Raw genomic sequence first — 15097 nt, 5'->3', positions numbered from 1 at the left:
TCAGGCCCCCTGCGCAAGCTGCATGGTGCGCTTGTCCTCGGTTGCGGCGACTTCCTCGGCGGGGATGTAATAGTCGCGCTTGAAGTTGAACGTGTGGCCCACGGCGACCGCGAACAGGCCGGCGAAGCTGAGCGCGGCGAGCCACCAGATGTACCAGACCATCGCGAAGCCCATCACCAGCGCCAGGGCGGAGAGGATGAAGCCCGCGCCGGTGTTCCTGGGCATGTGGATCGCCCGGAAGCCGGTGGTCGGGCGTTCGTACCCGCGGCTCTTCATGTCGTACCAGGCGTCCAGGTCGTGGATGACCGGGGTGAACGCGAAGTTGTAGGCCGGGGGCGGCGAGGAGGTCGACCATTCCAGCGTGCGGCCGTCCCAGGGATCGCCGGTCGCGTCCTTGAGCTGGTCGCGCTTCAGCCAGCCGACCAGGATGCTCATCACGAAGCCGAGGATGCCGATCAGGATGATCACGGCGCCGATCGCGGCGATGATGAAATAGGGCTGGAAGCTGGGGTCGTCGAAATGGTTCACGCGGCGCGTGGTGCCCATCAGGCCGACGATGTAGATCGGCGTCCAGGCGATCCAGTAGCCGGCGACCCAGCCCCAGAAGGCGACCTTGCCCCAGAACTCGTCGAGCTTGAAGCCGAAGGCCTTGGGGAACCAGTAGACCATCGCCGCGAACAGGCCGAACACCACGCCGCCGATGATCGTGTTGTGGAAATGGGCGACCAGGAACAGCGAGTTGTGCAGCACGAAGTCGGCCGGCGGGATGGCGAGGAGGACGCCGGTCATGCCGCCCACCGTGAAGGTGAGCATGAAGGCGACCACCCACATCATCGGCAGCTCGAAGCGAATGTTGCCGCGGTACATCGTGAACAGCCAGTTGAAGATCTTCGCGCCCGTCGGGATCGAGATCACCATGGTGGCGATGCCGAAGAAGCTGTTGACCGTCGGGCCGGCACCCATGGTGAAGAAGTGGTGCAGCCAGACGAGGTAGCTGAGGATGGTGATGACCACCGTGGCGTAGACCATCGACGAATAGCCGAAGAGCTTCTTGCCGGTGAAGGTGGAGGTGATCTCGGAATAGATGCCGAAGGCCGGGAGCACGAGGACATAGACCTCGGGGTGACCCCAGATCCACACCATGTTCCAGTACATCATCGGCGCGCCGCCGAGCTCGTTGGTGAAGAAATGCGTGCCCGCATAGCGATCGAGCATCAGCAGGAAGAAGGCGGCGGTCAGCGCGGGGAAGATGGCGATGGCGAGGATGTTCGAGCAGAAGGCGGTCCAGGTGAACACCGGCATCTTCATCATCGTCATGCCGGGGGCACGCATCTTGATGACGGTGGCGACCATGTTGATCGCCGACAGGGTGGTGCCGACGCCGGCTATCTGCAGGGACCAGAGATAATAGTCCACGCCGGTATCCGGGCTGTACTGCAGCCCGGCGAGCGGGGCGTAGGACAGCCAGCCGGTCCGCGCGAACTCGCCGACGAACAGCGAGACCATGGTCAGCAGCGCGCCCGCGACCGTCAGCCAGAAGCTGAGGTTGTTGAGGAACGGGAAGGCCACGTCGCGCGCGCCGATCTGCAGCGGCATCACGAAGTTGACGATGCCCACCACTAGCGGGATCGCCACGAAGAAGATCATGATCGTCCCGTGCGCGGTGAAGATCTGGTCATAATGTTCGGGCGGCAGGTAGCCGGGATTGCTCCCGAAGGCGATCGCCTGCTGGGCGCGCATCATCAGCGCATCGGAGAAGCCGCGCAGCAGCATCACGATGGCCAGGATGATGTACATGATGCCGATCTTCTTGTGATCGACGCTGGTGAACCACTCCTTCCAGAGATAGCCCCAGAGCTTGTACTTCGTCACCACGCCGAGCAGGCCGAGGCCCAGCAGCGCGACGACGATGAAGGTGCCGAGCAGGATCGGCTCGTGCAGGAAGGGCAAGGACTCCAGGGACAGGCGTCCGAACACCGTCTTTAGCAAATGGTCTGTCATGGCGGTTCCGTTGGCTCAGGCCTGGGCGACGCGCGCGGCGCCGGGCATGCGGAAGGGGGCGAGGGCGGACATGCCCGGATGCTTCGGCGCATCCTGGTGCGTGCCCGCCGGCGGCGTATGGGCGGCGGGTGCCTTGGCCGGGTCATGGTCCGGATCGTGCGGCTTGCCGGCGGCGCGCATCATGTCGCTGCGCATCACATCGACCATGCAGGGCGTGCCGGGGGCGACGCACTGGTTGACGATCTTATCGAACAGGCCCGGCATCGGCGCCGAGAAGCGCATCACCGGCACCTTGGCGCTCGGCCTGGCGAGCGTGAGGTAAGTGGCGGTGTCCAGCGCCTTGCCGCTGGCCTTGGCCTCGGCGACCCATTTCTCGAACCCGGCCTTGTCGATGCCGCGCAGCTTGAAGCGCATGTCCGAATAGCCGGCGCCGGTATAGTTGCCCGAATAGCCCCAGCTGTCGCCGGCCTTGTTGAGCACCGCGTGCAGCTCCGACTTCATCGTCGGCATCGCGTAGATCATTCCCGCCAGGGTGGGCGCGAAGAAGGTGTTGAACTGGTCTGTCGAGGTGATCGAGAAATGCACCGGCTGGTCCACCGGCAGCGCCAGCTCGTTGACCGTAGCGATCCCCAGGTCGGGATAGATGAACAGCCACTTCCAATCCATGCCGATCGCCTGGACCTCCAGCGGCCTGGTGCCGGCCGGTACCGGCTTGCCCGGCGCGATCCGTTCCAGCGGGCGGAAGGGATCGAGCAGATGGGTGCTCGTCCAGGTCACCGCGCTCAGCGCGATGATGATGAGCAGCGGGCAGGTCCAGATCACCAGCTCGAGCGTGGTCGAGTGGTCGAAGTTCGGATCATAGGTCTTGTTCGGGTTGCTGCGGCGATACTTCCAGGCGAACCAGATCGTCAGCGCCAGCACCGGCACGATGATCAGCAGCATGACGCCTGTCGAGAACAGGATCAGGTTGCGCTGCTGCACCGCGATGTCGCCGGTCGGGTTCATGACGACCATGTCGCCGCAACTGCCGAGGAGCAGGGGCAAGGTGAGTAGGGGCAGGCTGGCGAGAGCCCGGCGAGCTGGTCTGGATCCTGGTATCCGCATGCATCCCGGCTAACCGGACGTTGCGGGTCTGCCTTTGATCCGAGTCAAAGGGCTGCGAATGCCGCTCGGCTAGGGTGCGCCCGCACTCAGGAAGGACGAAATGGGGATGATGGCCACGCCGAGCACGACGAATTCGGGCACGCTCGAACGCGATGCCCGCCTTATCGATGCGCGCGACCATGCGGTGCGCCCCGCCGATATCGCGGTGGGCGTGATCATCGGCCGCGCCTCCGAATTCTTCGATTTCTTCGTCTATGCGATCGCTTCGGTGCTCGTCTTCCCGGCGGTGATCTTCTCGTTCGCCGATGCGCTGACCGGCACGCTCTATTCCTTCGCGGTGTTCGCGCTCGCCTTTGTCGCGCGGCCGTTCGGGGCGCTGCTCTTCATCTGGCTCGATCGCACGCACGGGCGCGGGGTGAAGCTGACCATCGCGATGTTCCTGCTCGGCGGATCGACCGCGGCGATGGCCTTCCTGCCCGGCTATGCCCAGGCGGGAGGCGTGGCGGTGGCGCTGCTCGCGCTGTTCCGCCTCGGTCAGGGCTTTGCCCAGGGCGGCACCTGGGACGGGCTGCCCGCCCTGCTCTCGCTCAACGCGCCGCAGGAGAAGCGCGGTTTCTACGCGATGATCCCGCAGCTCGGGGCGCCGATCGGCCTGTTCGTGGCCGCCGCCGTCTTCGCCTTCCTGCTCACGGCGCTCAGCCCGGCCGACTTCCTCGACTGGGGCTGGCGCTATCCCTTCTTCGTCGCCTTCGTGATCAACGTCGTCGCGCTGTTCGCCCGGCTGCGCCTGATCTCCACGCCGGAGTTCGAGCGGCTCTACGAGAGCCAGGAGCTGCAGCCGACCCCGGTGGGCGAGTTGTTCCGCGAGGAGGGGCGCACCGTGATCCTCGGTGCCTTCGCGCCGCTCGCCAGCTTCGCGCTGTTCCACCTCGTCACCGTCTTCCCGCTTTCCTGGGTGGTGCTGAAGGGCGAGCCGCCGGTGCACTTCCTGGTGATCGAGCTGGTCGGTGCCGTATTCGGCATGCTCGCCATGGTGCTCGCGGGCTATATCGCCGATCGGATCGGCCGCCGGACGCTGCTTGGCGTCTCGGCCGCCTTCATCGCCGCCTATAGCGGCTTCGCTCCGCAGCTGCTCGGCACCGGGTCGGCCGGCGAATGGACCTACATGATCCTGGGCTTCGTCCTGCTCGGCCTGTCGTTCGGCCAGTCCTCGGGCGCGGTGAACAGCAGCTTCTCCGCCAGGCGCCGCTATACCGGCGCGGGCACCACCGCCACCGCGTCCTGGTTCATCGGCGCCGGCTTCGCCCCGCTGGCGGCGCTGCTGCTCGCCAGCAATTTCGGGCTGCTCTCGGTCGGTGCCTACCTCCTCTCGGGTGCCGCCTGCACGCTGGCGGCGCTGGGGCTCAACCGCGAATGGGGCGGCAGGGAAGCCTGATCGCCCGCTTGTCCCAGGAACCCAAAGGCCGGGGCGGCATTGCTCCGGCCTTTTTCGTGCGGGGCGGGGAATCGCCCGGTGCTTCGCTTCGTGTCTGCCACGATATGGAACGGGCAGGGATGCCTCGCCGCGGGGCGCCGCAGTGAATCCGCCGCGAACCTTCCGCTACGGAATTTCAAGAAAAACCGTCGGGAAGTCATTGTTACAGGCTTGTTTCATGACTGATTGACAATATTGCTGTTTCACGTAGCTTTTGTTTCAGGACGGGGTGCCTCGAAAGGCGATTCAACATCGCAATCGAGGGGGCATCCAATGGGCGTTACCTGTTCATCAGTTCGTCGGCGTATCCTGTTTGCGTCTTCCGCCATTGTAACATCGCTGCTGTTGACTGATGTCGCGGCGGCTCAGGAAGCGACAACTACGTCCGAGCCGGCCGGCGAGATCGTCGTCATCGGCACGCGACGTACCGATCGCACGCTCACAACCTCCGCGTCTCCGGTAGACGTGATCAGTGCCGCCGAGCTTACCGCACAGCCCGCCGCGAACATGATCGATGCGGTGAAGAACGTCGTGCCGTCCTTCTATGCCGGCCAGAACTCGATTTCGGACGCGTCCACCTTCGTGCGCTCGCCGTCACTGCGCGGCCTGCCGGGCGACCAGGTACTCGTGATGCTCAACGGCAAGCGCTACAATCGCTCGGCGCTGGTCCAGGTCTATGCCGGCAGCGACACCGGCCTCGGGCGCGGCTCGCAGGGGCCGGACATCTCCGCCATCCCGTCGCTGGCGATCAGCAACCTCCAGGTGCTGCGCGAGGGTGCGACGGCGCAATATGGTTCAGACGCGATTGCTGGCGTGCTCAACTATGGCCTGAAGGAGGGAAGCGGCTTCGAGGTCGTGGCGCGGGCCGGCCAATATTATGCAGGCGATGGAGAGAGTTACCAGATCGCCGGCAATATCGGCCTTGCCGGGGCAATCGGTTTCATCAACCTGACCGGCGAATATGACGACGATGCGCAGACCAGCCGCGGCGTCACCCGGCCATCCGCCGCAAACTTTGCGATCAACTTCCCTTCACTGGCGTCGCAATTGCCCAACTATCCGCTGCCCGCGCAGATCTGGGGCACCTCGCCATCCCATGGTTACAAGCTCTTGCTCAATTCGGCGCTGAACGTGACCGATGAGAGCAAGCTCTACTTCTTCGCCAACTTTGCAAAGATCCACGCAAACCAGAGTTTCAACTACCGCCCCTCGGTTACCAGCACCGCCGTCGATTCCGCCGGCGTGGTCCGCACCCAGGGCGCCAACGCGCTGTTCAACAACACTTTCTACCTTACGCCATGCCCCACCGGCAACGCGACCTGCCCGGCGGGCAGCTTCGTGGTCGACAGCAATGTCTTCCGGTTCAGCCAGCTCTATCCGGCCGGTTTCACCCCGCGCTTCGTCGGCGAGACCGAGGAGATCTACGGCACGCTCGGCTACAAGGGCGAGACCGAGAGCGGCTTCCGCTATGACCTGTCCGGCTCCTGGGCCCGCAACACGCTGACCCTGTCGATGTACAGCTCGCTCAACGCCTCCTACGGCCCCAGGACCCAGACCAGCTTCGCCTTCGGCAAGCTGATCCAGGAGGAGGCCAATCTCAACGCGGACTTCAGCTATCCGGTGGATATCGGCCTGGCGAGCCCGCTGACCTTCTCCGCCGGCGGCGAATTCCGCAAGGAGACCTATGAGCAGACCGCCGGCGACGTGCAGTCCTATGGCGCCGGTCCCTATGCGGTGGCGCAGCGGCTCTACACCCAGACCGCGCCCGGCGTGTATACCTTCACCGGCACCAGCAACGCCCAGGGCGTCGGCGCGAGCGGCTATGCCGGCACCAGCCCGGCGGCGGCCGGACGGTTCAGCCAGAAAAGCTATGGCGCCTATATCGATCTCGAGACCGACATCACCGACGCGCTGAGCGTCGGCGCCGCCGGCCGCTACGAGCATTACGACACGTTCGGCGATGCCTGGGTGTGGAAGATCAACGGCATCTACAAGTTCGCCGATGCCTTCTCGGTGCGCGGCAGCATCGGCACCGGCTTCCACGCGCCGTCGCCAGGCCAGTCGAACGATGCGATCATCACCACCTCGTTCGTCGCGGGTACCGCGGTGCAGGTCGGCACCTATCCGGTGAACACCGCGATCGCCCAATATTATGGCGCGACGACGCTCGATCCGGAGAAGTCGACCAACTACGGCGTGGGTTTCATCCTGACGCCGGACAAGGACTTGTCGTTCACCGTCGATGCCTATCAGATCGACGTGAAGAACCGGATCGGCATCACCCAGAACTACACCGTCACCGCGGCCGACGTGGCGGCGCAGCCATCGCTGATCGCGGTGGGCGTGGGCGGCCAGGTCAACTTCTTCACCAACGGCTTCGACACCCGCACCCGCGGCATCGACGTGGTCGGCACCTGGAAGACCGTGCTCAGCGAGGCGGAGCTCAATTTCTCGCTCGCCTACAACTACAACAAAAGCGAGATCACCAAGTACAATCCCAAGGTGATCGGCCCGAACCAGATCATCGACGCCGAGCATCTCGCACCCAACCACCGCGTGGTGTTCGTCGCCAGCTGGTCGCTCGACGGGCTGAGCTTCAACGTGCGCGAGAATTATTACGGCAGCTGGAAGAGCGCCCAGGACTATGGCCCGGGCCAGACCTTCGGCGACAAGTTCGTCACCGATCTCGACGTCAGCTACACCTTCGCCGAGCACTACACGATCACCATCGGCGCGCAGAACTTCACCGATGAGCGCCCGGACCGGCTGACTGCGGCATCGGTGCCCATCTACCCGATCACCGGCGGCACGTCCGACGGCCAGGTCTATCCGCGCAACGGCGGCCCCTTCGGCTTCAATGGTGGCTTCTACTACGCCCGGCTGCGCATCAAATACTGACGCATGGTGCCCTCTGACTTCCCCGGGGGCATCCGCCTCCGGGGTCCCTTTCGTAGTGCTTGAACCCTGTACGCGCCGGCCGCTATCGCCGTCCCATGGCTGAACTGACGCATCGCATCGCCCGCATCGAGGACCTGCCCGCATTGCATGCGCTGATGGGCCGCGCGATCGAGGCGCTGCAGCAGGATTTCCTTACCCCCGAGCAGGTCCGTGCCAGCCACAAGGTGATGGGCCTCGACAGCCAGCTCGTTCGCGACGGCACCTATTTCCTGGTCGAGCGCGACGGCGAAATCGCGGGTTGTGGCGGCTGGAGCTGGCGGGCGACGCTGTTCGGCGGCGACGACAGCGTGATCGAGCGCGAGCCGGCCCCGCTCGACCCGGCGACGGACGCCGCGCGGATCCGCGCCATGTACACCGATCCCGGCTTCGTGCGGCGGGGGGTAGGGCGGATGATCCTCGCGCTGTGCGAGCGGGCCGCCGCCGATCACGGCTTCCGCCGCGCCGAGATGATGGCGACGCTCTCCGGCGTGCCGCTCTACCGCGCCTGCGGCTATGCGCCGATCGAGCAGGTATCGGCCGGCCCGATCGAAGGCGTGATGGTGCCGCTGGTACGGATGGGCAAGGTGCTGGGCGCCTAGCCCCGAACGGAAAAGGCCGGAGCGTTTCCGCCCCGGCCCTTCGGATTCGCTTGTCGCGCGTCTCTTACTTGATGCGCTCGACGTCCTCGAAGCCCAGCTCCAGCGGCGTCGCGCGGCCGAAGATCGAGATCGAGACCTTCACGCGGCTCTTGTCGTAGTCGAGCTCCTCGACCACGCCCGAGAAGGTCGCGAAGTTGCCGCTGATGACCTTGACGGTGTCGCCGATGTCGTAGTCGACCTTGACCTTCGCCTTGGGCGCTGCGGTGGCCGCCTCGTCCTTGGTGTTGAGGATGCGCGCGGCCTCGGCCTCGCTGATCGGCTGGGGCTTGCCCGACGAGCCGAGGAAGCCCGTCACCTTCGGCGTGTTCTTCACGAGGTGATAGACGTCGTCGTTCATCTCGAGCTTGGCGAGGACATAGCCCGGGAAGAACTTCCGCTCGGACTGGATCTTCTTGCCGCGGCGGACCTCGGTGACGGTCTCGGTCGGAACCTCGACGGCCTCGACCAGCTGCTCGAGGCCCATGCGGGTCGCGTCGGCCAGGATCTGGTCGCGAACCTTGCCCTCGAAGCCCGAATAGGCGTGGATGATGTACCAGCGCGCCATGCGTTCGTTTTCCCTTTGGTGTTCTGCGGTGCGGCTTACTGCGCGAGGCGCAGCAGCGAATTGACGATGAAATCGAAGATCGAGTCGATGCCCAGGAAGAACACGCCGAGCAGCGTGGTCATGATCATCACCATCACGCCGGTCATGATCGTTTCGCGGCTCGACGGCCACACGATCTTGCGCGCCTCGGTCTGCACCTGCTTCACGAATTCGGTCGGACTGGTCTTCGCCACTGGGGCATCCTCGCTTCAAAGTTCGCCGGCTGCGGGGCACGGGTCCGCTGCCCGGTCCTCTCTGGAGGAACCGGTGCTACCCACCACGCTGTCGGATTGGGGGCTGTATCTAGCGAGTCGCGAGCGCAGGTGCAAGCTGGCGCAAGCGCGAAAAGAAACCGGCCCCGATCAGAGCACCGCGACGGCGACGAAACCCAGCACGATCAGGCCGAGAAAGGCCCAGGCGAACAGGTCCAGCCGCTTCTCGATGAACTGCTGCACCGGGGCGCCGTAGCGCTTGAGCAGCAGGGCGACGAGGAAGAAGCGGGCGCCGCGGGTGATGCAGCAGAGCAGCACGAACAGCGGGAAGTTGAAGCTGGCCGCGCCGCTCGCGATCGTCACCAGCTTGAACGGGATCGGGGTCAGGCCCTTGAGCAGGATGATCCAGGTGCCATATTCGCTCTGATAGGCATGGATCGCCTCCGCGAGCTTGGCCTCCAGATGATAGGTGTGGACGATCCATTCGCCCACCGTCTGCATCAGGCCATAGCCGATATAATAGCCGAGCATGCCGCCCAGCACCGAGGCGATGGTGCAGACCAGCGCGATGCGGAATGCCTGCTCGCGGCGGGCGATCACCATCGGGATCAGCATCGCGTCGGGCGGGATCGGGAAGAAGCTGCTCTCCGCGAAGGAAACCAGGCCGAGGAGCCAGATCGCATGGCGGTGGTGCGCCATGCGCAGCACCCAGTCATACAGGGGTCGGAACATCGGTGCCGGGCAACTTTCCAAGCGGAGAAGGGAGGGCCTGTCCTTTATGGGCGGCGCCCGCGCTTGTCCATCGCGACGAGGGGCCGTTCGGGCGATCTGCCCGGACGACCGGCTTGTTCTGCGGGCAACATGTCGCGGGCCATGGCAGGCTGCGCCAAGCAAAGAACCCGCGCAGTTTCCCGCGCGGGCTCTCGGCCTCCCCCAAAAAGAGGCCGCAGCAATGTCCGGTAAGAAGCGGGTCGGCCCCTCAAACCGTGGCTTCGCTGGTTCTCGGTATTGCGCCAGGGCAATTGTCGGCCTTCCCCTAGGGCAGGTCCGGCGATTCCGTGTTGAACCATGGTGTCACGCGCTTGAACGGATGTTGCGCGAGGGGCGCGGTCAGGGCCGGGCGAGCTGGTCGCGCTCGGCGTCGGTGAACACACGGCTTCGGGTGAGGAAGCGGCGCTCGCGGCCATTGTCGAGGCTGAACATGCCGCCGCGCCCGGGCACGACGTCGAGGATCAGCTGGGTGTGTGCCCATGCCTCGCCCTGGGCGCGGCCGATATAGACCGGGGTACCGTCGACTTCGCCGAGCAATATGTCCCCGTCGCCGATGCGGAACTCGCCGATGGGGTAGCACATCGGCGAGGATCCGTCGCAGCAGCCGCCGGACTGGTGGAACAGCAAGGGGCCGTGTTCGGCCCGGATCTCGGCGATGAGTTCGAGCGCCGCCGGGGTGGCGACGACCCGTTCGATCCTGGCCACCCCGTCGGTCATCTCGTGTCTCCTACGAGGCCATGTCGAGGACGATGCGGCCCTCGATCTGACCCTTGTGCATGCGATCGAACACCTTGTTGATGTCCTCGATCCTGGCGGTCTCGATCGTTGCCTTGACCTTGCCCTGCGCGGCGAAATCGATCGACTCCTGAAGGTCGAGCCGGGTTCCGACGATCGATCCGCGTACGGTGATGCCGTTGAGCACGAGTCCGAAGATGTTGAGCGGAAAATCACCCGGCGGCAGCCCGTTTAACGCCACGGTACCCCCGCGAGCGGTAACCCCTATCGCCTGTTCGAATGCCTTCTCGCTCACAGCAGTGACCAGTACGCCGTTCACGCCGCCGCTGGTCTCGCGCTTGATGACGGTGGCCGGATCTTCGTTGCGGGCGTTGACCGTCACCGTCGCGCCGAGGCGGCGGGCGAGATCGAGCTTGGCATCGTCGATGTCGATCGCCGCGACGTTGAGCCCCATTGCGACGGCATATTGCACGGCCATGTGCCCCAGCCCGCCGATGCCGCTGATCGCGACGAAATCGCCCGGCTTGGTGTCGGTCATCTTCAGCCCCTTATAGACCGTGACGCCGGCGCAGAGCACGGGCGCGATCTCGTTGAAGCCGATGTTCGCGGGCAGGTGGCCGACATAGTTCGGGTCCGCCACGACATAGTCGGCAAAGCCGCCATTGACCGAATAGCCGGTGTTGAGCTGGCTCTCGCACAGGGTCTCCCAGCCGCCCAGGCAATGCACGCAGTGGCCGCAGGCGGTGTAGAGCCATGGCACGCCGACGCGGTCGCCTTCCTTGACGTTCTTCACGCCTGCGCCGACCTGGCTGACATAGCCGACGCCTTCATGCCCCGGGATGAAGGGCGGGTTGGGCTTGACCGGCCAGTCACCCTCGGCGGCGTGGAGATCGGTGTGGCAGACGCCCGACGCCTGGATCGCCACCTGGATCATGCCGGGGCCGGCTTCGGGGACGGGGACTTCGTCGATCGTCAGGGGCTTGCCGAATTCGCGCACGACGGCGGCCTTCATGGTCTTGGCCATGGAATTCTCCTTTCCTGGGGAGGGTGCGCCCGGCCGGGGGTGTCCTTGGGCAAGGGCGGCCGGGCGCGGGGGAACAATCAGAAGAAGCCGAGCTTCTTCGGACTGTAACTGACCAGCATGTTCTTGGTCTGCTGATAGTGATCGAGCATCATCCGGTGCGTCTCGCGCCCGATGCCGGACTGCTTGTAGCCGCCGAAAGCCGCATGGGCGGGATAGGCGTGGTAGCAGTTGGTCCACACGCGCCCGGCCTGAATCGCGCGGCCGAAGCGGTAGCAGGTGTTCGCCTCGCGGCTCCACACGCCGGCACCGAGGCCATAGAGCGTGTCGTTGGCGATCGCGAGCGCCTCTTCCTCGTCCCTGAAGGTGGTTACCGATACGACGGGGCCGAAGATCTCCTCCTGGAAGATCCGCATCCTGTTGTGACCCTTGAACACAGTCGGCTGAACATAATAGCCGTCCGCCAGCTCGCCGCCGAGATCGGCGGTGTTGCCGCCGATCAGCAGTTCTGCGCCTTCCTGCTTGCCGGTATCGACATAGGACAGGATCTTGTCCCGCTGCTCGGACGAGGCCTGGGCGCCGATCATCGTGCCCATGTCGAGCGGATTGCCCTGGACGATCGCGGCGACGCGCTTGAGCGCGCGTTCCATGAAGCGGTCGTAGATCTTCTCATGGATCAGCGCGCGGCTGGGGCAGGTGCAGACCTCGCCCTGGTTGAGCGCGAACATGGTGAAGCCCTCGATCGCCTTGTCGAGGAAATCGTCATCCTCGCGCGCGACATCCTCGAAGAAGATGTTGGGCGACTTCCCACCCAGCTCAAGCGTGACCGGGATCAGGTTCTCGCTGGCATATTGCATGATCAGGCGGCCGGTCGTCGTCTCGCCGGTGAAGGCGATCTTCGAGATGCGCGGCGAAGTGGCGAGCGGCTTGCCGGCCTCCAGCCCGAAGCCGTTGACGATGTTGAGCACGCCCGGGGGCAGCAGGTCGCCGACCAGGTCGATCCACACCATGATCGATGCCGGGGTCTGCTCGGCGGGCTTGAGCACGATGCAGTTACCGGCGGCGAGGGCGGGGGCCATCTTCCACGCGGCCATCAGCAGCGGGAAGTTCCACGGGATGATCTGGCCGACCACGCCGAGCGGCTCGTGGAAATGATAGGCGACCATGTCGTGGTCGATCTCGCCGATCGTGCCTTCCTGCGCGCGGATCACCCCGGCGAAATAGCGGAAATGATCGATGGCGAGGGGGATGTCGGCGGCGGTCGTCTCGCGCAGCGGCTTGCCATTGTCCCAGGTCTCGGCCGTGGCGAGCAGCTCGAGATTCTCCTCCATCCGATCGGCGATGCGATTGAGGATGCGGGCACGCTCGGCAACCGAGGTGCGACCCCAGGCGTCCTTCGCCTTGTGCGCGGCGTCGAGTGCTGCGTCGACATCCTCGGCCTGTGAACGTGCGATCTGGCCGACCACCTGGCCGTTGATCGGGGAGATGTTGTCGAAATAGCGCCCGGCCTTGGGGGCGAGCCAGGTGCCGCCGATGAAATTGTCGTAGCGGGGAGCGAAAGGCGCCTTGAGACGGGTTCCCGGGCGATCCTGAACGATGGCATCCATGTGCCTGATCCTCTTCCTTGCGGTTACGGGCGCCACTTGGTCTGGCGTCTGTCCGTGATCCTAAATCGGGGATCGCCGGGGCAGGAAGGGGCCGGGAAACGCGGCCCGGGCCATGTGTCTCGCTATCGAGACAGGTTGCGGGGGAAAAGGATCAGAGCTTCAATCCGGCGCGTCCCATGCGCCGGTAGAGCGTCGCACGGCCGATGCCGAGCAGGCGTGCGGCCTGGCTGGCATTGCCGCCGGCCCGGGCCAGCGCCTGGCGCAGCACGGCGCGATCGGCATCCTCGAAAGAAGGCGAGGATTGCTCGCCGAGCAGCTGGTCGAGTGCCTGGGGCGCGGCGAGGGCGGTGTCGTCCATGCCGAAGCGCAGGCGGGCGGCGCGGCTGGCGCCGATCACCAGGTCATCGCGGTCCACCGCCAGCAGTGCCGTGCCGGTCACTGCGTCGTCGGAGAGGAAGACGATCCGGCTGCCTTCGAAATAGCGGCAGAAATAGTCACGCTCGATCTTGCGGGCGGCGTCGCGGACCAGCGCCGCGACCATCTCGGCCATGGCGGGGCCATGATCGTCCCGGCAGCTCGACACGTCGAGCGCTGCGACGAGGCGCCCCTGCGGATCATGGACCGGCGCGTCCATGCAACTGATGTCGACATTGCGGCTGGCGAAATGCTGGTCGCGGTGGATGATCACCGGCTTGCCCTCGAACAGGCAGGTGCCGATGCCGTTGGTGCCTTCCTCCGCCTCGCCCCAGCGCGCGCCCTCGACCAGACCGACAGAGGTGAAGCCCTCCGCATCACCGTCGCCGGCGCGGCGATCGAGGATCACACCGCGTGCGTCGCTGAGGATCACTGCGCAGCCCGAGCGGCCGACCGAGCGGAACATATGATCGAGGACGGGGCCGGCGACGGCGAGCATCACCTCGTGCTCGGCACGCAAGGCACGCAGTGAAGTACCGTCGAATCGCTCGCGGGCACCTCCCGCATCCGGATCGAGGCCGTGGTTGAGCACCGAGCGGCACCAGGACGCGGCGATCGCGGAAACCCCGGCGCGGCTGGGCGACCGGACTGCCTCGAAAACGGCTTCGCCATGACGGGCGCCTGCCTGCTTCATACGCGACTCTCCTGCCAGCGAGGGTCGCAGCAAAGCCCGGGGCGAGTCAACGCAAGCAAGTCCCCGAACCTGCGGAATTAGGCATTTCTCACTCGCATGGGGGCGGTGGCTCACTCCCCCGGGTGTGGGCAGCTTTTCGATTTAGTGGAACAGTTGGAACGATCTTATCCGGCTGCATCGCAGTTCTTCGGCCGCCTAGACCCTGTGCATCCGGAACGCTCCGGGCCGCCGACACTACCAAAAGAGGGAAATCACCATGACCATCACCGCCACCCCGACCCCCGGCAAGACCCTGCTGAACCCGACCGATCACGCGCTCGTGCTGATCGATTTCCAGTCGCAGATGGCCTTCGCCACCAAGTCGATCGCCCCGGAGCTGCTGCGCAACAATGCCGCGCTGGTCGCCAATGCCGCCGCCGGCTTCAACGTGCCGACGATCCTCACCACCGTCGCCGAGAAGAGCTTCTCGGGTCCGATGTTCAGCGAAGTCACCGATCCGTTCCCGGGCCAGAAGCTGCTCGACCGCACGTCGATGAACACCTGGGAAGACGCCGCCGTGATCGACGAGGTCAACCGCATCGGCAAGCAGCGGCTGGTGTTCGCAGGGCTCTGGACCTCGGTCTGCATCGTTGGCCCCGTTCTTTCGGCGATCGACCAGGGCTTCGAGACCTATGTCATCACCGACGCCAGCGGCGACATCTCGGAGGAAGCGCATGAGCGTGCGGTCGCCCGGATGATCCAGGCCGGTGCCCGCCCGATCACCTCGCTCCAGTACCTTCTCGAGCTGCAGCGCGACTGGGCGCGGACCGAGACCTACGACATGACCACCGGCATCGCCCGCAAGCTGGGCGGCGCCTACGGCATCGGCATCACCTACGCCAAGAC

13 protein-coding genes are annotated in these 15097 nt (G+C 65.3%); 4 read left to right on the top strand and 9 right to left on the bottom strand.

Annotation, left to right across the window (positions count from 1 at the left end; all coding sequences use genetic code 11):
• Positions 1 to 2001 carry a cytochrome o ubiquinol oxidase subunit I gene (gene cyoB, locus AAHM44_RS19190; RefSeq protein ID WP_342250988.1) on the bottom strand — a complete coding sequence of 667 codons (2001 nt, stop codon included), beginning with the start codon at positions 1999 to 2001 and terminating at the stop codon, positions 1 to 3.
• Positions 2002 to 2016: 15 nt separating this feature from the next.
• Entirely contained in the window at positions 2017 to 3045 is a 1029-nt protein-coding gene (cyoA, locus tag AAHM44_RS19185) for a ubiquinol oxidase subunit II (protein WP_342250987.1), read from the bottom strand.
• Between the two features lie 169 nt (positions 3046 to 3214).
• On the opposite strand from cyoA, the gene AAHM44_RS19180 reads away from it, so the two are divergent.
• The 3 genes from AAHM44_RS19180 (at position 3215) to AAHM44_RS19170 (ending at position 8115) form a co-directional block, all read left to right on the top strand.
• A complete protein-coding gene (locus tag AAHM44_RS19180; protein WP_446746005.1) occupies positions 3215 to 4540 on the top strand; it encodes an MFS transporter in 1326 nt (441 codons plus the stop codon).
• Positions 4541 to 4924: 384 nt separating this feature from the next.
• Positions 4925 to 7477 (top strand): TonB-dependent receptor plug domain-containing protein, encoded by a 2553-nt coding sequence (locus AAHM44_RS19175; RefSeq protein WP_269576038.1) that lies wholly within the window; start codon positions 4925 to 4927, stop codon positions 7475 to 7477.
• Between the two features lie 95 nt (positions 7478 to 7572).
• Positions 7573 to 8115 carry a GNAT family N-acetyltransferase gene (locus AAHM44_RS19170; protein ID WP_342250986.1) on the top strand — a complete coding sequence of 181 codons (543 nt, stop codon included), beginning with the start codon at positions 7573 to 7575 and terminating at the stop codon, positions 8113 to 8115.
• A 64-nt stretch (positions 8116 to 8179) separates the two neighbouring features.
• On the opposite strand, the gene nusG is transcribed toward AAHM44_RS19170, so the two are convergent.
• The 7 genes from nusG to AAHM44_RS19135 all read right to left on the bottom strand — a co-directional run bounded on the left by nusG (position 8180) and on the right by AAHM44_RS19135 (position 14212).
• Positions 8180 to 8719 carry a transcription termination/antitermination protein NusG gene (nusG, locus tag AAHM44_RS19165; RefSeq protein ID WP_184168516.1) on the bottom strand — a complete coding sequence of 180 codons (540 nt, stop codon included), beginning with the start codon at positions 8717 to 8719 and terminating at the stop codon, positions 8180 to 8182.
• Positions 8720 to 8754: 35 nt separating this feature from the next.
• Entirely contained in the window at positions 8755 to 8952 is a 198-nt protein-coding gene (gene secE / locus AAHM44_RS19160; RefSeq protein WP_269576036.1) for a preprotein translocase subunit SecE, read from the bottom strand.
• Positions 8953 to 9120: 168 nt separating this feature from the next.
• Positions 9121 to 9702 (bottom strand): YqaA family protein, encoded by a 582-nt coding sequence (locus AAHM44_RS19155; RefSeq protein WP_184168514.1) that lies wholly within the window; start codon positions 9700 to 9702, stop codon positions 9121 to 9123.
• Between the two features lie 378 nt (positions 9703 to 10080).
• A complete protein-coding gene (locus AAHM44_RS19150; RefSeq protein ID WP_342250985.1) occupies positions 10081 to 10458 on the bottom strand; it encodes a DUF779 domain-containing protein in 378 nt (125 codons plus the stop codon).
• Between the two features lie 10 nt (positions 10459 to 10468).
• Positions 10469 to 11500, bottom strand: coding sequence for an alcohol dehydrogenase AdhP (gene adhP, locus AAHM44_RS19145; RefSeq protein WP_342250984.1), 1032 nt, complete (start codon positions 11498 to 11500; stop codon positions 10469 to 10471).
• A 77-nt stretch (positions 11501 to 11577) separates the two neighbouring features.
• Positions 11578 to 13104 (bottom strand): aldehyde dehydrogenase, encoded by a 1527-nt coding sequence (gene adh, locus AAHM44_RS19140; protein WP_342250983.1) that lies wholly within the window; start codon positions 13102 to 13104, stop codon positions 11578 to 11580.
• Between the two features lie 151 nt (positions 13105 to 13255).
• Complete coding sequence (locus AAHM44_RS19135) at positions 13256 to 14212, bottom strand: GAF domain-containing protein (protein ID WP_269576032.1); 957 nt, start codon at positions 14210 to 14212, stop codon at positions 13256 to 13258.
• Positions 14213 to 14468: 256 nt separating this feature from the next.
• Between AAHM44_RS19135 and AAHM44_RS19130 the strand changes: the two genes are divergently transcribed.
• A partial coding sequence (locus tag AAHM44_RS19130) for a hydrolase (RefSeq protein ID WP_342250982.1) occupies positions 14469 to 15097 on the top strand: 629 nt, incomplete at its 3' end.

The organism is Sphingomonas sp. OTU376, assembly GCF_038440415.1.
In the GTDB taxonomy this organism is placed as follows: Bacteria; Pseudomonadota; Alphaproteobacteria; order Sphingomonadales; family Sphingomonadaceae; genus Sphingomonas; species Sphingomonas kyeonggiensis_A.
Note: the sequence above shows the minus strand (reverse complement) of the source record. Positions and strands in the feature narration are given on the sequence as shown.